Source organism: Psychrobacter sp. M4, from assembly GCF_055699795.1.
The window spans coordinates 3,275,893-3,299,632 of record NZ_CM146740.1 but is presented as its reverse complement, the minus strand read 5'-3'; the positions used below and the strand labels follow the sequence as shown (position 1 = coordinate 3,299,632).

Genomic DNA, 23,740 nt, shown 5'->3' with positions numbered 1-23,740 from the left:
CAGCCTTGATTTATTGTGACCAGCGCGCAAATACTAATGAGCCGTTGGTACCACCAAAGCCAAAACTATTTGATATGGCATAATTTAAGTCGTCAACCTGACGCGATTCGTTAGCGACATAATCTAGATTGCAGTCATCTTCAACATTATCCAGATTTATCGTTGGCGGTACATGTTGATGCTGTAGAGCCAACACCGTAAAGATGGCCTCAATACCGCCTGCGGCTCCCATTAAATGCCCAGTCATAGATTTGGTGGAGCTGACTAAAATTCTATCTTTAATAGAGTCAAATAAAGTTTCAATCGCTATTGATTCTGCGACATCGCCTGCCGGCGTACTAGTACCATGCGCATTGACATAACCGACGGCAGAGGGATCAATACCCGCATCATCCAGAGCATTTTTCATGGCTCGCAGCGCACCGTTACCATCTTTTGGCGGCGCAGTAATGTGACCAGCATCAGCGCTCATACCAAAGCCTACCAGCTCCGCTATAATTTTTGCCCCGCGCGCTTTAGCATGGGCTAAGCTCTCAAGTACAATCACGCCAGCACCATCACCTAATACAAAACCATCGCGATCTTTATCAAAGGGACGCGACGCTTTGGTCGGCTCCTCGTTACGCGTAGACAGCGCGTGCATAGAGCCAAACCCTGCTAAGCCTAGTGGACTTGAGCCTTTTTCAGTACCACCAGCCAACATAACATCAGCATCGCCATAAGCGATGAGTCGTGCAGCTAGACCAATAGCATGGGTCCCTGTGGTACAAGCTGTAGCAGCGGTCAAATTAGGACCTTTGATATCGTGTTTGATCGCCACCAAACCAGCTGCCATATTAGCAATAGAGCCTGGCACGACAAATGGCGATACTTTTTTAGCACCCTGCTCGCGTAAGGTTGCATTATTGTCTTCAATAGTTTGGATACCGCCGATACCTGAGCCTAAAATAACGCCAATGCGTTCGGAGTCTACATGTTGTACAGGCGCATCAGCGGCGCTCACCTCTTCAGTAAACCCTGCGTCACAGAGCGCCATTGAAGCTGCCGCCAACCCGTAATGAATAAACTCATCATAACGACGTACCTCTTTGGCACTCATGTATTGCTTGGCATCAAAGTCTTTAACCACCCCAGCAATTTGGGCACGGTAGTCGCTAGCATCGAAGTGGGAAATGGGAGCGATGCCACTTTCGCCATTTAGCAGTCGGGTCCATGTAGTCTCGACATCTAGCCCTAATGGAGTAACGGCGCCCATACCAGTAACGACTACACGCATCTCATCAGAGCGCTCATTATGAGGAGGTTTACGATGCTGTTTTGGCGTAGTTTGAGTATTCGTCGATGTCGGCGCACTACTATTTTGGCTCATGAAATATATCCTATACTTGCGGCCCTGAACAAATGGGCGTGCTGATGTTGTATCACTATAATTCAATCGTGTCGTCTTCTTTATAGCGTTATATTGCTATTTTAGCAACTATTATAAAACACATAAGTATACGTCTGTAAACTTAATAGCCATCTATAATGATGGTGTTATAATAAAGTAAGCACAATCAAGAACTTATTCTAAGTTTACGATAATTGCTGGTAATAAATTTGAGCCTACAAGCATCTAAAACTAACGGTAAAGATTGAGTTTAGAGATATAAAAGTATAAATAACTTAAACCTAATAGCAGTTAAGCAAAACAAACTTGTCCTAATACTACGTTTTTACTCGCCCCAGTTACCGCCGGTAAGTTGCCAGATGCACCCATCAGCGTTTGCCGCGCCAACCATGCAAAAGCTGCGGCTTCTACCCAAGTAGGCGCAAGTCCCAGCTCAGCCGTACTTGCTATCGTACGATGCGGCAGATGGGCTTGCAGGCGAGTCATCAAATAATCATTAAGCGCTCCGCCACCGCAAACATAAATGCTACTATCTTCACCGTGTTCGATAAATTTGTTAATTTGATCGCAGGCACTGATTGCTGTCAGCTCAGTTAAAGTCGCTTGCAGGTCAGCTGATGAGTAGCGAGTATTAGGGGCTGTTTGATCAAACGCTTGTAGCTCGTCTTGGAGCCAAGCTAGATTAAAATCTTCACGTCCAGTGCTTTTAGGATAGGGCCTAGTGAAAAACGGATGAGCTAATAACTGATTGAGTAGCGGTTCAATGACCTGTCCTGACTGCGCCCATGCGCCCCCCGCATCATAATCTTTACCCGTGTGTAGCGCTGACCAAGCATCTAACAATAGATTGGCAGGACCAGTATCGTAACCGATGACTTCATCGCTCGTGGCTGGCAATACCGTAATATTGGCAATACCGCCCAAATTTAACAATATACGCGTGCTATTAGGCGTAGCAAACAGCGCTCGATGAAAAGCGGGCACCAAAGGTGCGCCTTGACCACCAACGGCCATATCGCGGCGACGAAAATCACTGACTACACTAATACCAGTACGCTCAGCGATAATGTTAGGGTCGAGGAGTTGCAAGGTAAAACCCATTTGCGGACGATGGCGTAAGGTTTGACCATGGCAACCAATGGCTAATATTGACTCAGCATCGGTATTGGACTGCTGCAATAAACTATTGACCACTGTACTAGCAAACTCACTGTACGCGTGACTTGCCCAACCCAGCCAGTCAAGTTCGCTATTTAGATCACTATTTGGCCGGCTATCTGGTTCATTGTTTTGGGCAATTAAATCATTGACACCGTTGGGGTGACACAAGGCTAATAACACTTCACGCAGACGTGGCGGGAAGTCTTGGCTATAGGTTGCCAGTAGTTGCATCGGTGTGGATAGGTTGCTAGCACTGAACTGGCACAGCACAGCGTCCATACCATCCAGACTCGTTCCTGACATCATGCCGATATATATGCCATCATCGAAGCTTTCAAACATAGTCTGTTCAAGGGCATCGGACAATGCAGCGTAATCCAACTCACTGTCAGTGCCATCTTGGGTAGCATGATTGAGGAAGTCAGTATTGTCGTTATTAGTAGTCGATGTAGGGTTACTCATGGCAATTTACCTTAAAAAACGCTAGTATATCTGCCAAATTCTAACACTTTTATACACCTGCAAGGTTCTAAACCTGTAAAGGTATTTATCATTTAATCAAGACGAAGAGACCGACATGACTGAGCAATCATTAACCCTAGAAGAGCAGCTGGCCCTCATTCAGCGCGGCACTCAAGAGATCTTATCTGAAGATGATTTGGTGGCTAAGCTGAAGCTTAAGCGCCCGCTTAAAATCAAGGCAGGTTTTGATCCGACAGCCCCCGATCTACATTTGGGCCATACCGTCCTGATCAATAAGCTCAAACACTTCCAAGACTTAGGTCATGAGATTTACTTTTTAATTGGCGATTATACCGCCAAAATCGGCGATCCTTCGGGCAAAAACTCTACCCGTCCCCCGTTAACAGTCGAGCAGATCAAAGCCAACGCTGAAACTTACGCCGAACAAGTCTTTAAGATTTTAGATAAAGACAAAACCCGCGTGGTCTTTAATTCCGAATGGTTTAATAGCATGTCAGCGGCGGATATGATCCAGCTTGCCAGCCAGCAAACGGTCTCGCGTATGCTTGAGCGTGATGACTTCTCCAAACGCTACGCCGCACAGACGCCGATCTCTATTCATGAATTCCTCTATCCACTCGTGCAAGGTTATGATTCTATCGCGCTCAAAGCGGATATTGAGCTTGGCGGTACCGATCAGACTTTTAACTTACTTATGGGTCGCACTTTGCAAGGTCGTTACGGACAAGAGCCTCAGGTATGTATCACCGTACCGATTTTAGAAGGTTTAGATGGCGTTAATAAGATGTCCAAATCCTTGGGTAACTATGTGGCTATCTATGATGCTCCTGGCATGATGTATCAAAAAATCCTTTCTATGCCCGATACGCTTATTCGTCGCTACTTTGAGTTTTTAAGCTTTAAGCCGATGGAGGAGGTTGAGGGTTTAATGACAGAGATGGAAAACGGCCGTAACCCACAAGAGATTAAACGCATTCTTGCCGAAGAGTTAATCGAACGCTTCCATGACGCCAATGCTGCTGCCAACGCGCACAAATCAGCAGGCAATGTCCTAGCTGATGGCGAGTTGCCTGTCGATCTGCCTGAAGTGACTTTAGATTTAGAAGGGCAGGACGCGCTATTTATTACTCAGATATTAAATCAGTCCGAGCTTGCTAAAAACAATTCTGCAGCTAAAGACATGGTCAAACGCGGCGCGGTAAAAGTAGATGGCGAAGTGGTCGATGGTAGTTTTAGCTTAACCTCAGGGCAAACGGTAGTTATTCAGGCGGGTAAAAAGGGCTATGCTAGGGTGACGGTGGAGTAGTTTTTATTCATGAGTAATGATAATAAAGTCGATACTTATATAGTCGTAGTCGACTTTATTTATTTGAAGCAGTTAAAAGTTATTCCTCAAAAAAAGAGTTTTATCATGACAAAAAATCCCATCCCCCAAGGCATCTACCGTCACTACAAAGGCAATCTCTACCAAGTTTTGCATACTGCTCATCATTCCGAAACCGAAGAGGCACTCGTCGTTTACCGTTGTCTTTATGGCGAATATGGCGTTTGGGTGCGACCGCTTGCGATGTTTGCTGCAACAGTCATGATCGATGACAAAGAAGTGCCAAGATTTGAGCTGATAAAGACTTTAAAGGATTGATAATTAAAATACCTTTCCAATATCCCAAATAAAAGCGACCCCTCAAGGTCGCTTTTATTGTCTACATAAAAACAGAAGTCTATCAGCTATCTAGAAACTTAATAAGCGCTTCGTTAAATTCTTTGGCATGCGTGACATTGATACCATGCGGGCCACCTTTGACCACGTGCAGTTGACTATCATTAATCATTTCGTGCGAGCGTTGACCACTAGCTTCAAGTGGCACGATTTGATCGGCATCGCCATGAATGACTAAGGTTGGTACATCGAATTTTTCAAGATCATCACGGAAGTCGGTGTAGGCAAAGGATTTAACGCAATCATAAGTCGCTTTCGCTGAAGCAAACGCCGCAATGTCTCGATTATATAAGCGCATGGGTTTGCTCACTAACAGCTTGCCATCTGCTGGCGTGAAGAAGTTTTTGGTAAAGTCGTTTAAGAAGGCAATACGATCACCGCTGACCCCATCTAAGAATTCTTGAATGTCAGCTTCTTCTAATGCACCATCGGGATTATCATCAGCTTTGAACAAATAAGGGGGAACGGCGGAAGCCAGCACCGCTTTACTAACCCGCTCTGAACCAAATTTGCCTAAATAGCGAGCGACTTCACCGCCGCCCATAGAGAAGCCGACGATAGCCGCGTCTTGTAGATTAAGCTCATCCATCAGTGCTTTTAAATCTTGCGCTAAGGTATCGTAATCATAACCTTCCCAAGGTTTAGACGATTGCCCAAAGCCGCGCCTATCATAAGTGATGACTTGATAACCGGCTTCAACCAGCGCAAACAATTGCGACTCCCAAGCCCGCCCACTCAGTGGCCAACCGTGGATGAGAACGACAGGCTTGCCGCTGCCTTGGACTTCATAATATAAACTAACGGGCTGATCGTCTTGCTGTGCAACCGTAACGTAGGGCATAGTCTTATCCTTTTGAATTACTATTAAGAGTTGACACTGTAGTTATTAGCATCAGCTTTTTAGTATAAAAGCAGAAAAAGTGGATTGCTATATTAGGTTGTAAGGTATCGTGTTAGTTGCAAGCTTATTATGTAAAGCGCTCTGATCTTTTCTAAAAAGCATTTAACTCTAAAGACATTTAATCTTGAAAGAATCCTTTCAATACCCGATAAAACCTTACTGGTTCATCCATCGGTACCGCGTGACCTGAGTGTGGTAAGATAATCTCGCTGGCATTAGGCAATATCTGAGTCACTTTCTGCTGCCATTTTGGATCGTAAAGTTTAGAGCGACCGCCGATGAAATTGACTACCGGAATAGTAACCTTTTCTAAAACCCCTCGAAAGTCATAAGGCAGCTGCAAGTAAGCCTGCAAACACTGCCTTTTATGATGCCAAGTACTGTGATCGTAAAGCGCAAGTTTAGAATCGTTTTTATAAGTCATCACTTGTATAAAAGCTTTTGAGCGCGTGCGATTGACTGACAGTAGTGAAAACAGGCGCTCGACATCGGTAGCGCGGCGTTTAAGCGTAAAGGGAAGATGAGTAAAGCTACCAATATCAGCATAAGGTAAAGTTCTATCGATTACATCGTGAAAGATATCGAACACTTCTTGCTGGCGTACTCCAAACAGTCCCCCTTGCCAATCAGACTGGTTATGAATAGCAGGGTTTTGATCAATGTTTAGATAGCGACTGACCTTTGCGGTTCCATACTTCTCAAAGTATGCCCACATCACTTGGGCGCCCATCGAGATGGCAGCAATAGGTAACGCCTCTATTTTATGGCTCTTACAAACTTGATCGATAATTACGCTAAGATCATCAGCATACTGACGCACAAAATCAAATTGAGTCAAAATGATCTCTTGCGCCTCACCAAAACCCCTAAAATGCGGTAAGTAAAAAGTATACCGACCAGCCAGTGGCAAGATAAATGGTAAAAACTCGCGTGCATCCATTCCGTAAGCATGCAGCATAAGTACGGGCGGGCCATTACCCACTATTGAGACCGGTAGTGAACTGTCATCAGCACCATCAATATTGATGGTTTTTATTTGATAGGACGTAGATATTCTAAGTATTTTATTGATCATATGTCGGTACCGCGTTAGCTTTACTAAGAGGTTCTAATTAAAAGAATGTAAAATTAATCCTAATATAAAAGTTATCTGATCGTTCAAGTTAAAGGTACAATAGAGAGGTATAAAGGATTATTGATGATAAAAACCAAAAAGGATAGGCGTTTATGAGTAGAGCCACGTTACCAGCGTTAGACAGTAGCCTCTACCCGCAAATTTGGGACCAGCATATCTTTAAAGATGCGCAAAGTTTATTGCTAGCGCTGCTGACTACTAGCTTTACCTTAGAGCCAAAGGCTTTTACTAAGCAGCTTCTAGCCAACGATATTTATCAAGAGTGGATCAATGCTACTGTATTTGGACGTTATATCCAGCGTAGTTTTGCCGCTTTTTATCAGCAGGGTGAGGACAGCTTCAATATGGATATGCCAACCCTATTTCGTCATGAGCTTATGCGTCATGCTCAGTACTTGCCAGTTGAGCAAATCCTATTTGTCGCAGGCGATATGCCCAAAAGTGCGCGTCAAGAAAAACTATTTACTAGCACTGTAAATCCCGCTACCGCTGTGTTGGGTGCGCAAAAGATAAATCAAAATGCACTGAAATCAGGGCGAGCAAATAATCAAACCTTAATCTTAAATCAGATACGAGTCGTCGGTAAACAAGTAGTAGGATTTCCAATACGTCACAACAAACGCACCAGCGAGAGCACTCGTAATGAGGTGCTTATTTTAGATTTTCATGATTTGCGTTTGGTTAATGAAACTTATATTGAGAAGAATGGTATTAAAACAAATAGTAGTGAGCAAAGCAGTTTCGATAGCCCTACTTTGCTGCGCCACTACGACCTACGTTAATAGATTAATTTCTATTTTACCTTGTACTCTAAGTCTCGTCGTCTTTAGCGATCGTCAAACCATTATAGGTTTGCGCAACGGGCATAACTTCCATACGATTGACATTGATGTGCGCAGGTAATTCAATAAGCCATAGTAAAATATCACCAACATCTTCACCGCTCATGGTTTTAAAGCCTGCATAAACTTGTGCCGCTTTTTGTTCATCACCATCATAACGCACAGTTGAGAACTCTGTACCCGCTACATTTCCCGGCTCCAAGTTAGTTACGCGCACCTGCGTACCGATCAAATCAGCCCGTAGATTTAAACTAAATTGCTGCACAAACGCCTTGGTCGCGCCATAAACATTGCCACCATAATAAGGCCAGCTACCAGCGATTGAGCCAAGATTAATGATATAACCACTATCACGTGCAACCATCGCCGGCAAGACGGCATGAGTCAGCGCCATTAAACCCTTAACGTTGGTATCGACCATCTGCATCCAGTCGCCCAAGTCTGTATCTTGTGCAGGCTCAGTGCCCAGTGCCAATCCTGCGTTATTGACCAACACATCAATTTGCTTAAAATCATTGGGTAAGTCAGCGATGATTTGTGCAATGGATGCGGTATCGCTCACATCCATCTCTACCGGCAAAAACAAATTGCCCAGCTTATCTTGTATAGCGTTTAGCTTATCGAGACGTCTAGCACAGCCAATGACGCGGTGACCTTTTGCTACTAGACGCTCAGCTAAAGCTTTACCGAATCCAGCACTGGCTCCTGTGATTAATACGTTCATGATTCATCCTTGTTTTTTACCAAAACCATCACTAGTTATTGTTATTCAAGTCGCTTATTTAGATCTATGTTTAGGTTACTGTTTGCCAAATATCTTGTCACCCGCATCACCAAGTCCTGGAATGATATAACCGTGCTCATCTAAGTGGCTATCGAGTGCAGCGGTGTAAATGGTTACATCGGGGTGGGCTTCGTTGACCAAACGTACGCCTTCAGGAGCGGCAACTAGTACTAAGGCTTTGATATTTTTGCAACCATGACGTTTTAGCATATCAATGGTTGCAACCATGGAGCCGCCCGTTGCCAGCATAGGATCAACGATAAGCGCAGGTCGTTTATCCATATGACTGACGAATTTTTCAAAAAAAGGTACCGGCTGCAAAGTCTCTTCATCGCGCTGCAAACCAACAACAGATATCTTTGCCGTTGGAATCAAATCAAGTACCCCGTCAAGCATACCCAGACCTGCGCGCAAGATAGGCACGACGGTTGCGGTTTTACCAACGATTTGCTCCCCTTCAATCTCGCCGCACCAGCCTTGCATAGGAAAAGTTTCAATCTCAAAATCGTGGCTTGCTTCATAAGCCATCAAACGAGCAAGCTCTTTGGTCAAAGTACGAAATTTATAAGTGCTACAGTCTTTTTCGCGCATAAGACTAAGTTTGTGGCGTACCAATGGATGATCGATTACGGTAATATTTAAGTCACTCATAAGTACTCTCTTATTTATTAGGCTTGGCTCGTTGGTTATAGCGCATAGCCTTAGTTCTTGGTTTCGATTTTTCATCGTATGCTATGATAACAAAAAAACCCTTTTTCTATTGAAGAATATTATGACTATTAAACAATCCAATACCCAAAATGATAATAATAAAGCGACTAACATTACTGACATAAGTGCTTCTAAAACAACGACTCGTGAAGTGGAAACTCATCCGTTTGCACCTGTGCTACCTCCAAATGCAACTGTGATGATGATGGGCACCTTTCCACCCACCTCAGATAAATGGGCGATGCGCTTTCACTATCCTAACTTTTATAATGATATGTGGCGCATCTATGGTGGGGTATTCTTTAATGATGTGAATCATTTTAGAGTCGGGGACGAAAAGCGCTTTGATCCCGAGCGTATTCGCGACTTTTTGTTTGAACGTGGCATCGCGTCATGTCCAACGGTCAGGCAAGCAGTTCGTGAGACCGGTAACGCTTCCGACAAAAACTTAACCGTAGTAACGACGGTTGATCTAGATAACATCTTGCCACAAGTGCCTGATGTTAGTGCACTGTTTACGACGGGCGGTAAAGCAACAGAGGTTTTACTCAATTTATTAGAAGAACCCCCTGCTAAGTCAAAATACCCAAAGACCAATCAAAGCATTGACTATCCTTATCAATGGCAAAATGACTTAACCTTATATAGATTGCCTTCTACCTCACGCGCTTATCCTTTAGCACTAGATAAAAAGATAGCGGCTTATAAAGCATTCTTTGAAAAGATGGGTAAGCTGTAAACAAGGCGCGAGTAGGGTGCGCCCCGCGCACCAAACAAACTAATTCAAAATAAATTCAAAACAGAGCTTGACGGATAAACTAAACCACGTATAATGCCACCCAGTCGAAAGGGAAGGCGGATTGAGAATAAGTTATCATTCTAAAAATCAAAGCCTACTAAATTAATTTTAAAATAAAATAATTTAATCCTTGACTTACCAATTAAAGCGTCTATAATACGCACCTCACTAAGGGATAGAGACAGATTAAAGCTAACAAATTTAGCGAAATCAGAATCTTAACTTACTGAAACAAATGATAAAAAAGCTTGACAGAACATCAAACTATGATATGATAGTCAGCTCGCTAGACAGAACCACCCGTAAGGGATGGGGAGAATTTAGCAAATAGAATACAAGATATACTTACATACTGGACGACAGATGTAGGACACTATTTAAAAGCGAAACTAAAGAACAACTTGTGTGGATTTTTGCTGAGACAGAATGCTAAACATAAAGTTGACTATCTTCTCTTTTCGGGGAGGTAATTAACTATAAAAATTATCATTTAATCAGTAAAGAAACTCGAAGTTAATTCATTACGAACATATACGAAGAGCGTAATTGCCAGATTAGATGAGCCAAGTTTAGTAACCTCTTTAAAGGGTTACATAGCAAGATTAAACTGAAGAGTTTGATCATGGCTCAGATTGAACGCTGGCGGCAGGCTTAACACATGCAAGTCGAGCGGTAACATTTCTAGCTTGCTAGAAGATGACGAGCGGCGGACGGGTGAGTAATACTTAGGAATCTACCTAGTAGTGGGGGATAGCTCGGGGAAACTCGAATTAATACCGCATACGACCTACGGGAGAAAGGGGGCAACTTGTTGCTCTCGCTATTAGATGAGCCTAAGTCGGATTAGCTAGATGGTGGGGTAAAGGCCTACCATGGCGACGATCTGTAGCTGGTCTGAGAGGATGATCAGCCACACCGGAACTGAGACACGGTCCGGACTCCTACGGGAGGCAGCAGTGGGGAATATTGGACAATGGGGGCAACCCTGATCCAGCCATGCCGCGTGTGTGAAGAAGGCCTTTTGGTTGTAAAGCACTTTAAGCAGTGAAGAAGACTCAATGGTTAATACCCATTGACGATGACATTAGCTGCAGAATAAGCACCGGCTAACTCTGTGCCAGCAGCCGCGGTAATACAGAGGGTGCAAGCGTTAATCGGAATTACTGGGCGTAAAGCGAGCGTAGGTGGCTTGATAAGTCAGATGTGAAATCCCCGGGCTTAACCTGGGAACTGCATCTGATACTGTTAAGCTAGAGTAGGTGAGAGGAAGGTAGAATTCCAGGTGTAGCGGTGAAATGCGTAGAGATCTGGAGGAATACCGATGGCGAAGGCAGCCTTCTGGCATCATACTGACACTGAGGTTCGAAAGCGTGGGTAGCAAACAGGATTAGATACCCTGGTAGTCCACGCCGTAAACGATGTCTACTAGTCGTTGGGTCCCTTGAGGACTTAGTGACGCAGCTAACGCAATAAGTAGACCGCCTGGGGAGTACGGCCGCAAGGTTAAAACTCAAATGAATTGACGGGGGCCCGCACAAGCGGTGGAGCATGTGGTTTAATTCGATGCAACGCGAAGAACCTTACCTGGTCTTGACATACAGAGAATCCTGCAGAGATGCGGGAGTGCCTTCGGGAATTCTGATACAGGTGCTGCATGGCTGTCGTCAGCTCGTGTCGTGAGATGTTGGGTTAAGTCCCGCAACGAGCGCAACCCCTATCCTTAGTTACCAGCGGTTTGGCCGGGAACTCTAGGGACACTGCCAGTGACAAACTGGAGGAAGGCGGGGACGACGTCAAGTCATCATGGCCCTTACGACCAGGGCTACACACGTGCTACAATGGTAGGTACAGAGGGCAGCTACACAGCGATGTGATGCGAATCTCAAAAAGCCTATCGTAGTCCAGATTGGAGTCTGCAACTCGACTCCATGAAGTAGGAATCGCTAGTAATCGCGGATCAGAATGCCGCGGTGAATACGTTCCCGGGCCTTGTACACACCGCCCGTCACACCATGGGAGTTGATTGCACCAGAAGTGGATAGCCTAACCTTTTAGGGAGGCGTTCACCACGGTGTGGTTGATGACTGGGGTGAAGTCGTAACAAGGTAGCCGTAGGGGAACCTGCGGCTGGATCACCTCCTTATAGACGGCATTCGCTCAGCAAGAATTCACAACAAGTTGTTCTTTAGTTTAGTTTAAGAAGATATGGGTCTGTAGCTCAGCTGGTTAGAGCACCGTGTTGATAACGCGGGGGTCAGTGGTTCAAGTCCACTTAGACCCACCATTATCTGGGTAAGGCACAAACCAGCAAATCCCCTTTAAGGGATTTACTCTTGCGCTCGGGATGAAGCAGTGCTTCATCTATATCCTCGCTCAGGGGCCATAGCTCAGTTGGTAGAGCGCCTGCCTTGCACGCAGGAGGTCAGGAGTTCGACTCTCCTTGGCTCCACCACTTAAACGAAAAGCTTTTATAGGTTAATACAGAATTAAGTGATCGTAGATGATTATTTAGTTCTGTTTTATACGGAAACCTATACTCTGACGAAGAGATAGGAACTATTTAAAAACATAGATATGAGTCTGGGTTAGGAAGAGCGTGTTCACGCGCACTTTCTAACCTTAATAACTCACCTCTTAACGACATTGTTGTTATCCCAGGGGTGGGTTATTAAAAAAGTAAAGAGAACTGAATCAAGCGTAAACATAGGTGATATCGTTATAATTGCGAGACCAACCTGTTAAGTATTAGATTTATGCATTGGTTAAAACACCTCGGATTACTTCGAGGTTGTCTTTAACCAATAGTAAAACGAAACTTAGCAATTAACCAAGACTACTTGGGGTTGTATGGTCAAGTAATTAAGCGCACATGGTGGATGCCTTGGCAGTCAGAGGCGAAGAAAGACGTGACAGCCTGCGATAAGCTTCGGGGAGGCGGCAATATCCTGAGATCCGGAGATTTCTGAATGGGGAAACCCACTTAGCATAAGCTAGGTATCATATACTTTGTATATGAGGCGAACGAGGGGAAGTGAAACATCTCAGTACCCTTAGGAAAAGACATCAAATGAGATTCCCCAAGTAGCGGCGAGCGAACGGGGAGGAGCCGATTGATACTAGAATAGAAGAACAGATTGGGAAGTCTGGCCATAGTGGGTGATAGCCCCGTATTTTAAATTCTAGTATTAACATATTAAGTAGAGCGGGACACGAGAAATCCTGTTTGAAGATGGGGGGACCATCCTCCAAGGCTAAATACTCCTGACTGACCGATAGTGAACCAGTACCGTGAGGGAAAGGCGAAAAGAACCCCTGTGAGGGGAGTGAAATAGAACCTGAAACCGTGTGCGTACAAGCAGTGGGAGCGAGCTATCTACTTGTAGATAGTCTTGTGACCGCGTACCTTTTGTATAATGGGTCAGCGACTTATATTCTGTAGCGAGGTTAACCGTTTTGGGGAGCCGTAGGGAAACCGAGTCTTAATAGGGCGATGAGTTGCAGGGTATAGACCCGAAACCGAGTGATCTATCCATGAGCAGGTTGAAAGTGCCGTAACAGGCACCGGAGGACCGAACCCACTGTCGTTGAAAAGCCAGGGGATGACTTGTGGATAGGGGTGAAAGGCTAATCAAACTCGGTGATAGCTGGTTCTCCCCGAAAGCTATTTAGGTAGCGCCTCGGACGAACACCATTGGGGGTAGAGCACTGTTTCGGCTAGGGGGTCATACCGACTTACCAAACCGATGCAAACTCCGAATACCGATGAGTGATATCCGGGAGACACACAGTGGGTGCTAACGTCCATTGTGGAGAGGGAAACAACCCAGACCGCCAGCTAAGGCCCCAAATTCCTAGTTAAGTGGGAAACGAGGTGGGAAGGCATAGACAGCTAGGAGGTTGGCTTAGAAGCAGCCATCCTTTAAAGAAAGCGTAATAGCTCACTAGTCGAGTCGGCCCGCGCGGAAGATGTAACGGGGCTCAAACTAGGAGCCGAAGCTGCGGATTTGAATTTGTTTTCAAGTGGTAGGGGAGCGTTGTGTAAGCCTGAGAAGGTGCATTGTAAAGTGTGCTGGAGGTATCACAAGAGCGAATGCTGACGTGAGTAACGATAATGGGTGTGAAAAGCATCCACGCCGGAAGATCAAGGGTTCCAGTCCAACGTTAATCGGGGCTGGGTGAGTCGACCCCTAAGGCGAGGCCGAAAGGCGTAGTCGATGGGAAATCGGTTAATATTCCGATACTTGTTTATGATGCGATGGAGGGACGGAGAAGGTTATGCCAGCCTGGCGATGGTTGTCCAGGTGAAAGGATGTAGGTTTATAGCTTAGGTAAATCCGGGCTATTTTATACCGAGATCTGATAGCAAGCGGTACTTGTACCGTGAAGTGGTAAATACCATGCTTCCAGGAAAAGCTTCTAAGCGATAGTCATAAACGAATCGTACCCTAAACCGACACAGGTGATCAGGTAGAGAATACCAAGGCGCTTGAGAGAACTCTGCTGAAGGAACTAGGCAAAATGGTACCGTAACTTCGGGAGAAGGTACGCTGCTGGAGGTGAAGGACTTGCTCCGTAAGCTTCTAGCAGTCGCAGATACCAGGCTGCTGCAACTGTTTATTAAAAACACAGCACTCTGCAAACACGAAAGTGGACGTATAGGGTGTGATGTCTGCCCGGTGCTGGAAGGTTAATTGATGGGCTTAGCGAATGCGAAGGTCTTGATCGAAGCCCCAGTAAACGGCGGCCGTAACTATAACGGTCCTAAGGTAGCGAAATTCCTTGTCGGGTAAGTTCCGACCTGCACGAATGACATAATGATGGCAGCGCTGTCTCCAGCAGAGACTCAGTGAAATCGAAATCGCAGTGAAGATGCTGTGTACCCGCGGCTAGACGGAAAGACCCCGTGAACCTTTACTACAGCTTTACATTGAACTTTGACCTGACTTGTGCAGGATAGGTGGGAGGCTATGAAACCGAGACGCTAGTCTTGGTGGAGCCAATCTTGAAATACCACCCTGGTCATGTTGGGGTTCTAACTCAGGTATAACAGTACCGAGGACAATGTATGGTGGGTAGTTTGACTGGGGCGGTCTCCTCCTAAAGAGTAACGGAGGAGTACGAAGGTGCGCTCAGAACGGTCGGAAATCGTTCAAAGAGTATAAAGGCAAAAGCGCGCTTAACTGCGAGACCCACAAGTCGAGCAGGTACGAAAGTAGGTCTTAGTGATCCGGTGGTTCTGTATGGAAGGGCCATCGCTCAACGGATAAAAGGTACTCTGGGGATAACAGGCTGATACCGCCCAAGAGTTCATATCGACGGCGGTGTTTGGCACCTCGATGTCGGCTCATCTCATCCTAGGGCTGAAGCAGGTCCTAAGGGTATGGCTGTTCGCCATTTAAAGAGGTACGCGAGCTGGGTTTAGAACGTCGTGAGACAGTTCGGTCCCTATCTACCGTGGGCGTTGGAAATTTGAGAGGAGCTGCTCCTAGTACGAGAGGACCAGAGTGGACGAACCACTGGTGTTCGGGTTGTCATGCCAATGGCATTGCCCGGTAGCTACGTTCGGATGGGATAACCGCTGAAAGCATCTAAGCGGGAAGCCCACCTCAAGATAAGATTTCCCTAAAGAGCCGTTCAAGACTAGGACGTTGATAGGCAGGGTGTGGAAGCGCAGCGATGCGTGTAGCTAACCTGTACTAATTGCTCGTTTGGCTTGACCATACAACACCCAAGTGGTTTGTATCAAGCATTATATCGATATCACCTTTATCCTTGATTCAGTTAGGATAAGTGATACTTAGTCAAATAAGTAAAACAAACACAGACTCATATCTAACCCCCTTTGCTGACGACAATAGCACGATGGCACCACCTGATCCCTTCCCGAACTCAGCAGTGAAACATCGTAGCGCCAATGGTAGTGTGGCTCCGGCCATGTGAGAGTAGGTCATCGTCAGCTCTCTATACCCTAAAAGCCCCCTTTGCTAATGCAGAGGGGGCTTTTTTTATGTCTGCTTGAACTTAAATTTGTTATTCTATAAAATCACAAATAAGGTGTTATGCTGATAAATTTATTATAAAATGATTTGACAGTTATCATTATAGCTGCTAATTTCAGGTAGTAATTTTTAATTCTAAACAGTAATTTGATTTTATATTATTTATTAAATTTATAAACAATTTTAGAGTTATTTATTAAGATTATTTAGATTGATTCAAAGGATACTGAATCAGTAGATTTGAAAATTCTTGAAAATATTAATAAATGCTCTTTTACTTAACTATGGTTATCAAAAGGAATTGATAATGAAGTCAGTCCCGCTTCTCTCTATTAGTGCGTTAGCAATTATTAGTCTACTAGGTTGTTCTAGTCCCTCTGATAATAATGAAAATGCTTCTGCTACTACTGAAACACAAGAAACTACTACCCTACGATTCTCACATTTTTGGCCAGCGACTTCTTCTATTAGTAAAGAGGTATTTGAACCTTGGGCTAAAAAAATAGAAGAGGAATCTAATGGTCGTTTAAATGTAGAACTTTATCCTTCAGCGGGTCTTGCTAAAGCCGATGTTACCTATGAAGCAGCTGCTAAAGGTACCATTGATATTGGTTCGCAAGCACACGGCTATACCAACGGCCGTTTCCCCTTGACCCAGATTGCTGAGTTACCTGGCTTATCTAATTCAGCGAGTCAGATGGGCTGTATGCTACAAACACTTTATGACGATGGTACTCTTGCTAGCGAATATGAAGATTCGCATCTATTATTTATGTATGGTGCTGGACCTGGTTCACTACATACTACTGATAAATTAATTCGTACGCCTGAAGATATGAAAGGCATGCGTATTCGTCGTCCCTCAGCAGTCGCTGGCGATATCATTGAGAGTGCAGGAGCATCACCTGTTGGTCTGCCCGCTAATGACATGTATACCTCTTTACAGCGCGGCGTCGTTGATGGGTTGAGCTTTCCTTGGGAAGCGGTTACTGCTTTTAAAATCGATGAGATAACAAAGTATCATACTAACATTCCTTTTTATAGCTCCGCTTTGATGGTGACGATGAACAAGGACAAGTATGAAAGTCTGCCTGATGATCTAAAACAAGTCTTGGACAATAACTCAGGAATGGCACTTGCAGAAAAAGTTGGTGAAGTGTTTGATAAACACGATCAGATGGCTATCCAAGCAGCTAAGGATAAGGGTGATGAAATCGTTGAAATACCCGATCCTCTAAACGACCCCGACTGGAAAGGTCCTCTATTAGACGGTACTAAAAAATATTTGGCTGACGTCAACGCTCTAGGGTTAGATGCCGATGGCGTTTATGAAAAAGCCCAAGCCGCGAGCGCCGCCTGCAAAGTCTAACTTATTAGAGGAACCCCTTATGAGCGCTATGGTTAGCCTCAGCACCCTCATCTCCCGAGTGTGTCAATTCATCGGCGGCATCAGTCTGGTTATCATTGTCTTGGTCACCATTCTTGATGTTGTCGCCCGTTACATCTTCAAGCTTACCGGCGGCGAGATTGGCTTTACCGTCAAAGGTAGCGTTGAGATCGTCTCCTACTTCATGCTTTTTGCCCTACTTGCCGCCTTTGCCGCCTACGTCGAGCGCTCGCAAATCATCGTCGACGTCTTTACTCAAAAGATGTCCAAAGCCGTCAAAGGCTACATGATGGGCGTCTTCATGATCGGTTTTTTCTTACTTGGCCTTGTTTTTGCGTGGGGTCTGTATGAAAGTGCCATAGACGCCATGGAATTTGGCAAAGTTACCCAAGATTTGCGCATCTCCATGATGCCCATCTATCTTATCAGTTCAGTACTGAGCGTTTTGCTTGCCATTCGCTCTTTGATCGAATCCATCAACATCTTTAAAACAGGCGAATTCTATGACGCCGAGGAGACCGGCGCATGAGTCCAGAAATTATCGGAGCCATTGGCCTATTGGTCATGATTATACTCGTCGTGGTTCGCGTCCCAGTGGCGCTTGCCATGCTTAGCGTCGGTCTAGTGGGTTTTGGTGCCGTCACCACCCCTGATGGCGCCCTGCAAATGCTCAAAGACATCCCCGTAGATGTCCTTGCCAAATATGACTTTAGTGCCATACCTTTATTTATTTTGATGGGGGTGTTTGCCACCCACTCCGGTATGGCCGGTAAACTGTTTGACTCCACCCGTACCATCTTTGGCGGGGTCAGAGGCAGCTTGGGGATTGCCGGTATTGGCTCCTCCGGTATCTTTGCCTCCATCTCAGGGTCGTCCTTAGCCACCGCCTCAACTATGACAAGGGTAGCCTTGCCGCAGATGGAGAAGTACGGCTACAAGCCCGGCTTCGCCTGCGGTATCTTAGCCGCGGGTGGTACTTTGGGTATTATGATCCCGCCTAGTATTGCCCTACTGGTCTATGCCATCTTAACCGAGCAGTCGGTGGGCGATATGTTTATCGCCGGCTTCTTGCCCGGTATCCTTGGCATGGTCATGTACTCTTTAACCGTGATGATCATGGTGCGCTGGAAGCCGCATTTGGCGCAGCGCGGTGAGAAAACCTCGTGGAAAGCGAAGATACTATCTTTGACCGGTCTGATTCCCTTTGGTTTTATCTTTGTGATTATCATCGCTGGTATCTTCTTTGGTCTGTTTACTCCAACCGAAGGCGCAGCAGTGGGTGCGTTTGCCTCATGGGCGTATGCCGCAGCCAAAGGGATGCGCCTGCAAGGTTTAAAGCAGTCGTTGGTTGAGACCTTGGCGTTGTCAGCGGTGGTGTTCTTTATGCTGTTAGGTGCTGAGGCGCTGGGCTACTTTATCTCGGTGTCGCGTCTGTCGTATTCCCTAGCGTCCTGGATTGGGGGATTGGCGGTCAGTCCGATGGTGGTGCTACTGGCAATCTTGCTGATGTACTTCCTTTTGGGTTTGTTTATGGATGCCTTAGCAATGCTGGTGATTACCATTCCGGTGGTGTTCCCTATTATTCTTGCCTTAGGGTTTGATCCGGTCTGGTTTGGGATTGTGGCGGTATTGACGGTGGAGCTGGGACTGATTACGCCGCCGATGGGGATGAATATCTTTGTGATTAAGGCGGTGGCGCCGCATATTAAGCTTAGTGAGATGTTTCGGGGGGTGGCACCGTTCATTGTCTCGGACTTTATACGGCTGGCTATTCTAGTCGCTTTCCCAGCGATCTCACTGACGTTGCTTGGGTAGGTTATAAGGGCTAAATATCCATAGTAGAAAGAAAATCGTTTGAAATTTTCAACCACACTGTTCATAAGACGGTGTGGTTTTTACTGTTTAGGACGTTATAAACTATGGATTGGCACCATAAACTATGATGAGCTGATTATGTTTGGTCACATGGTTTCTTATTTTTGTTGATATATGTAGTAAACTAAGCACGAACTATTCATTTATTTTTTATTGCAAACTATACAAGTAGAGGACTATGGCAGTTGATTTTAGTAATACACTTATAGTTGCCATTTCTGCAACTGCTTTATTTGATTTATCTGAATCTGAAAACCATTTGCTACAACTCTTACAGCATAGTCCTGATAGTGCCGTTAAAGAATTTCGCGACTATATGGCAGAGCGTGAGGATAAGCCCCTTAGTATAGGTGCAGGTTATCCGCTGATTAAAGCTTTACTTAATCTCAATAACTACTGTAATGACTGCGGTGTAACCTATTCAGATATCGAAACGCCTTTAGTTGAAGTGGTTATAGTATCTAAAAGTAGCCCGGATACGGGTATCCAAGTATTAAATGCTATACGCGTACATGAACTCAATATTTCGCGTTCAGCCTTTATCTCTGGAAGCTCGATAGCTCCTTATATTGCTGATTTTGGCGTTGATCTGTTTTTGACAACCAATCGTGATGATGCTCAGCAAGTTACAGATGCTAATATTTGCGCCTGTGCGATACTAGATGCTACGCCTGTCAATACTTATGAGCTTGACACCGAGCAATTACGTATTGCTTTTGATGGTGACGCCGTATTATTTGACGACTCAGGAGAGCTATTATACAAACAAAAAGGGCTACGTGCTTTTCACGAACGTGAAGCACAAATGCGAGACTCTCCTATCAAAAAGGGCCCTTATGCTGAGTTGCTAATTAAATTTTCAAAGTTGCAAGAGCGCCTGCCTGCACGGTTACAATATAGCCCAATAAAAATTGCTTTAGTGACCGCTCGTAATGCACCAGCTGATCTGCGAGCTATCAAGACGCTACGTGCTTGGGGAGTGGATGTGGATATGGCGTTTTTTCTGGGTGGTCTTGAAAAAACAGCAATACTGAAAACTTTTGCCCCGCATATCTTTTTTGATGATTCAATTAAACATATCGATGCTGCGCGTAGCTTTGTTCCGACAGCTTTAGTACCTTATCACTCCAAATCTCTACTGTATGCCGATAGCTATTTAAATACTGATGAAGATACTACTACGTTATCGTTTAAGCCCGTGCTTCGTCCAGCTTTACTATTGGATACTGATTGAGGCTTTATCTAGAGATAAAGAGTAGATCTTCAATCCAAACTAAGATTTAATAAATAGCAAACTTTATAGAGACGAGGCAGGATATGAACGGGAAGCAGCTACTAAGCCTAACCTTGGTACGTTTAAAACAAGTTGTGGGGCTATATGCTTTCGTATTCATACCAATGTGGGGTATGTTTTATCTCAATAAGATTGCGCTGTTTGGGCTGTGGAATATTTTTGGGATTGTACCACGCACGTTAGATGTAGGTAGCCTCATTGGCGTGTTTGCGTCATGGACCATGCATGGTAACTTTGCGCATTTGATGGGTAATACGTTGACGTTGATACAGATTTTATTCGTATTTGGCCTGTTTGAAAATAATGCTTATCGTACAACGTTAAAACTTATTGTAGCCTCAGGAGCAGTAACTTGGCTGATTGGGTCACCATTATCTATTCATATCGGCGCATCAGGGCTTTGTTTCGCAATGCTTGGGTTTATGATAGGCGGCGCATTATTTGCACGGCGCTGGGGCTATCTGCTTGCCTGTATCGTTATGGGAGCGGGTTATTGGTTGATCATTAAGCAAGGGTTGATGCCGCAGCAAGGCATCTCGTTTGCAGCACATTTTGGCGGTTTATGCGCCGGATTATTGGTAGGAGCAAATTCAAAACATCGCTATGCAGAAACAGTTGTATAGTTAGAATCTCAAAAACCTATTGTTATGATTATGTTTTAAATTATTTTAGTAAGATGTCCTATCAGTATTTTATTATATTTGTGCGATTTGATTTCGACAAATACTAATGAATAAGGGATCATTCACGGTTAAAGGGTACCATTTGGTTGTTTGTCCAACATGCTCTTCAATAGTAAGCTGACTATTCTTGTCTGGTATGACATAGTCTGCGCGTGCAGGAGCACTGCAATCTATAACTTGTGGAACCTGTTGTATACTTCTGCGTCTCTCAAACAAATATAGATTGGTCAGATAGATATTTTTATTATTGGCATTAGCATGAGCGTTCCTGCTATCTACTGCCATAAAGCGCAATGTTTGTGGTTTGACATACGACCAAGGACGAAACCAAGTACTCTCTTCAACTTTTTTGATAACAGTAAGATCTTGTGGAAGCTGAGCCACTTGTTGATTGAACCAGTTATATTCTTGATGAATTTGAAAACCAAAAATTCCTAAAGCGCCAAACAAAGGGATAAGCCACTTTGGTGCCCGTCTACCTGCCAATTTACTAAGGTGGGTTATAACCAGTGCTACCCCCGCTAAGCCAAACCCGGCAGCTATGGTCGCGATAAACTCAAAAAGCATAATATCTATCCTTGATACGATAAAAACATTTAATAGCCCAGCAGACAGTTATACCACTGCTAGATAACCATTGTAGAATAAAAAACACTCACAAGCAGCTGCTGCCTGTGAGTGATGTAATACATAATATACAAGGGAAATTAGTGATCTATAGCGCCGCCAGCTCCGCGCGGAGAGCGTACGCTTTCAACCAACTCTTGGATATGTGCTGGTGGCGCTTTAGTAGCATAAGATACAACAAAAGCTACAATGAAATTAATTAATGCACCAACCGCACCGAATGATAACGGTGAGATGCCAAATAACCAGTATTCTTCAGTATCTGGGAAGTTGGCAGTACCACTGATAAAGAACCAACCTTTGAATACGAAGATATAAAGTAGAATACTAATTAAACCAGCTAACATACCGCAAATAGCACCAATATTATTAATACGCTTCGAGAAAATACCCATCATTAGCACTGGGAACAAGGAAGCGCCAGCAATACCAAAGGCTAAGGCAACGACCTGTGCTGCAAACCCTGGCGGGTTGATACCTAACCATGTCGCTACCACAATCGCAATACCCATAGTAATACGGGCTACTTTTAGCTCACCTGCATCAGAGATATTCGGATTCAGGTTACGTTTAATTAAATCATGGCTAATAGCTGATGAGATAGCTAGCAGTAGACCAGCGGCTGTAGACAATGCTGCGGCTAGACCACCGGCGGCAATAAGACCGATAACCCATGGTGGAAGGTTTGCAATCTCTGGGTTAGCCAGTACTAAAATATCAGCGTTGACATCAAGCTCGTTACCAGCCCAGCCTGCATTCGCAAAGCGACCATCAACTTCCATATCATGAGCAGTACGTGCTTCTGCAACAGCAGCTGTTGCTTCTGCAACATCGCTGCCCTCTGCTTCTGCAGTATTTAGAGCAAGCTGCGCGGCACCCAGTCCACTATCGTTGTATAACTGAATACGACCGTCGTTATTTAGATCGTTGTATTTGATAAGTCCAGTGTCTTCCCATGTACGCATCCAATCAGGACGCTGCTCGTAGGGAAGGGCAGGCGCTTCAACACCTTGTGGGTAGATAGTATCAATTAGGTTTAAACGTGCCATAGCACCTACTGCAGGAGCAGTAAAGTACAGTAATGAGATAAACACCAGCGTCCAACCAGCGGTCCAGCGTGCATCGGCCACTTTAGGCACGGTGAAAAAGCGAATAATAACGTGAGGAAGACCAGCTGTACCTATCATAAGTGATAAGGTAAATAGCACCATATTGAGCTTATTAGGGACATCAGCAGTATAAGCAGTAAAGCCTAAGTCAGTTACAACCTGATTAAGCTTGGTTAATATAGGAACACCTGACTCTACATGGGTTGAAAATAAACCCAAACCTGGAATCGGGTTACCTGTTAATTCAAGTGAAATAAAGACTGCTGGGATGGTATAAGCAATCATTAGAACTACATACTGCGCAACCTGCGTGTAAGTGATCCCTTTCATACCACCTAATACAGCATAGAAGAATACCACAACAGCGGCGATAATAAGACCAGTAGTATTTTCAACTTCCAAGAAACGTGAGAAAGCTACACCAGCACCAGTCATCTGACCAATGACATAAGTGGTTGAAGCGATAATCAAACAGACCACGGCAATCATAGCAGCGGTCTTAGAATAAAAGCGATCGCCGATAAAGTCAGGCACCGTAAACTTACCAAACTTACGTAAGTAAGGAGCCAGTAGCATAGCGAGCAAAACATAACCACCTGTCCAGCCCATTAAGTAGGAGGATGCACCATAACCACCAGCTGCAATCAAACCTGCCATAGAGATAAACGAGGCCGCACTCATCCAGTCAGCAGCTGTTGCCATACCGTTGACTACCGGATGGACACCGCCGCCTGCAACATAAAACTCACTGGTAGAACCAGCACGTGCCCAAATCGCAATGCCAAAGTAAAGTGCGAAGGATAGTCCTACGAAAATAATATTAATTACAAATTGACTCAT

At 44.8% G+C, this 23,740-nt stretch carries 17 protein-coding genes, 2 tRNA genes and 3 rRNA genes; 14 read left to right on the top strand and 8 right to left on the bottom strand.

The annotated features are described in order from the left end of the window. Positions 1-10: 10 nt before the first annotated feature. Positions 11-1,369, bottom strand: a complete 1,359-nt coding sequence (gene fabF, locus ACR63N_RS13805; RefSeq protein WP_472782179.1) for a beta-ketoacyl-ACP synthase II — start codon at positions 1,367-1,369, stop codon at positions 11-13. Positions 1,370-1,681: 312 nt separating this feature from the next. Continuing rightward, complete coding sequence (locus ACR63N_RS13800) at positions 1,682-3,013, bottom strand: anhydro-N-acetylmuramic acid kinase (RefSeq protein WP_472782178.1); 1,332 nt, start codon at positions 3,011-3,013, stop codon at positions 1,682-1,684. A 115-nt stretch (positions 3,014-3,128) separates the two neighbouring features. On the opposite strand from ACR63N_RS13800, the gene tyrS reads away from it, so the two are divergent. Together tyrS and ACR63N_RS13790 are read left to right on the top strand one after the other, a co-directional pair. Next, positions 3,129-4,340, top strand: a complete 1,212-nt coding sequence (gene tyrS, locus ACR63N_RS13795) for a tyrosine--tRNA ligase (RefSeq protein WP_367105521.1) — start codon at positions 3,129-3,131, stop codon at positions 4,338-4,340. A gap of 105 nt (positions 4,341-4,445) precedes the next feature. Continuing rightward, positions 4,446-4,676, top strand: a complete 231-nt coding sequence (locus ACR63N_RS13790; RefSeq protein WP_367105533.1) for a DUF1653 domain-containing protein — start codon at positions 4,446-4,448, stop codon at positions 4,674-4,676. 82 nt (positions 4,677-4,758) lie between these two features. Here ACR63N_RS13790 and ACR63N_RS13785 read toward each other — a convergent pair whose 3' ends face one another. Beyond that, positions 4,759-5,595, bottom strand: coding sequence for an alpha/beta fold hydrolase (locus tag ACR63N_RS13785; RefSeq protein ID WP_367105522.1), 837 nt, complete (start codon positions 5,593-5,595; stop codon positions 4,759-4,761). A 178-nt stretch (positions 5,596-5,773) separates the two neighbouring features. Next, complete coding sequence (locus ACR63N_RS13780) at positions 5,774-6,730, bottom strand: alpha/beta fold hydrolase (RefSeq protein WP_367107270.1); 957 nt, start codon at positions 6,728-6,730, stop codon at positions 5,774-5,776. A 152-nt stretch (positions 6,731-6,882) separates the two neighbouring features. Between ACR63N_RS13780 and ACR63N_RS13775 the strand changes: the two genes are divergently transcribed. Next, positions 6,883-7,572: a hypothetical protein gene (locus ACR63N_RS13775; RefSeq protein WP_367107269.1), complete on the top strand. Its 690-nt coding sequence runs from the start codon at positions 6,883-6,885 to the stop codon at positions 7,570-7,572. A gap of 28 nt (positions 7,573-7,600) precedes the next feature. Here ACR63N_RS13775 and ACR63N_RS13770 read toward each other — a convergent pair whose 3' ends face one another. Both ACR63N_RS13770 and upp read right to left on the bottom strand, forming a co-directional pair. Further along, on the bottom strand, positions 7,601-8,356 hold the full coding sequence (locus tag ACR63N_RS13770; RefSeq protein WP_367107268.1) for an SDR family NAD(P)-dependent oxidoreductase: 756 nt from the start codon (positions 8,354-8,356) through the stop codon (positions 7,601-7,603). A gap of 75 nt (positions 8,357-8,431) precedes the next feature. Then, positions 8,432-9,067, bottom strand: coding sequence for a uracil phosphoribosyltransferase (upp, locus tag ACR63N_RS13765; protein ID WP_367105526.1), 636 nt, complete (start codon positions 9,065-9,067; stop codon positions 8,432-8,434). Between the two features lie 121 nt (positions 9,068-9,188). On the opposite strand from upp, the gene ACR63N_RS13760 reads away from it, so the two are divergent. From ACR63N_RS13760 to ACR63N_RS13710, 11 genes are all read left to right on the top strand, one after another. Continuing rightward, complete coding sequence (locus tag ACR63N_RS13760) at positions 9,189-9,866, top strand: DNA glycosylase (RefSeq protein WP_367107267.1); 678 nt, start codon at positions 9,189-9,191, stop codon at positions 9,864-9,866. Between the two features lie 664 nt (positions 9,867-10,530). Then, positions 10,531-12,069: ribosomal RNA gene (locus ACR63N_RS13755) — 16S ribosomal RNA — on the top strand. A 64-nt stretch (positions 12,070-12,133) separates the two neighbouring features. Continuing rightward, positions 12,134-12,210, top strand: a tRNA-Ile gene (locus ACR63N_RS13750). 92 nt (positions 12,211-12,302) lie between these two features. After that, positions 12,303-12,378, top strand: a tRNA-Ala gene (locus ACR63N_RS13745). 397 nt (positions 12,379-12,775) lie between these two features. Continuing rightward, positions 12,776-15,647, top strand: a 23S ribosomal RNA gene (locus tag ACR63N_RS13740). Positions 15,648-15,770: 123 nt separating this feature from the next. After that, a 5S ribosomal RNA gene (gene rrf, locus ACR63N_RS13735) occupies positions 15,771-15,885 on the top strand. Together the 16S, 23S and 5S rRNA genes with 2 tRNA genes alongside form the textbook arrangement of a ribosomal RNA operon. A gap of 347 nt (positions 15,886-16,232) precedes the next feature. Then, positions 16,233-17,294 (top strand): TRAP transporter substrate-binding protein, encoded by a 1,062-nt coding sequence (locus tag ACR63N_RS13730; RefSeq protein WP_367107553.1) that lies wholly within the window; start codon positions 16,233-16,235, stop codon positions 17,292-17,294. A 19-nt stretch (positions 17,295-17,313) separates the two neighbouring features. Next, positions 17,314-17,841 (top strand): TRAP transporter small permease, encoded by a 528-nt coding sequence (locus tag ACR63N_RS13725; RefSeq protein ID WP_367109592.1) that lies wholly within the window; start codon positions 17,314-17,316, stop codon positions 17,839-17,841. Then, positions 17,838-19,127 (top strand): TRAP transporter large permease, encoded by a 1,290-nt coding sequence (locus tag ACR63N_RS13720; protein ID WP_298523247.1) that lies wholly within the window; start codon positions 17,838-17,840, stop codon positions 19,125-19,127. Before ACR63N_RS13725 ends, ACR63N_RS13720 begins: the two co-directional genes overlap by 4 nt. A gap of 238 nt (positions 19,128-19,365) precedes the next feature. Continuing rightward, positions 19,366-20,421 (top strand): 5'-nucleotidase, encoded by a 1,056-nt coding sequence (locus ACR63N_RS13715; protein WP_367106442.1) that lies wholly within the window; start codon positions 19,366-19,368, stop codon positions 20,419-20,421. A gap of 83 nt (positions 20,422-20,504) precedes the next feature. Then, entirely contained in the window at positions 20,505-21,104 is a 600-nt protein-coding gene (locus tag ACR63N_RS13710; protein WP_367105897.1) for a rhomboid family intramembrane serine protease, read from the top strand. Between the two features lie 72 nt (positions 21,105-21,176). Here the strand turns inward: ACR63N_RS13710 and ACR63N_RS13705 are convergent, their stop codons facing one another. Both ACR63N_RS13705 and ACR63N_RS13700 read right to left on the bottom strand, forming a co-directional pair. Next, positions 21,177-21,731, bottom strand: coding sequence for a hypothetical protein (locus ACR63N_RS13705; RefSeq protein ID WP_367105896.1), 555 nt, complete (start codon positions 21,729-21,731; stop codon positions 21,177-21,179). 140 nt (positions 21,732-21,871) lie between these two features. After that, on the bottom strand, positions 21,872-23,740 hold the full coding sequence (locus tag ACR63N_RS13700) for a sodium:solute symporter family protein (protein WP_367105895.1): 1,869 nt from the start codon (positions 23,738-23,740) through the stop codon (positions 21,872-21,874).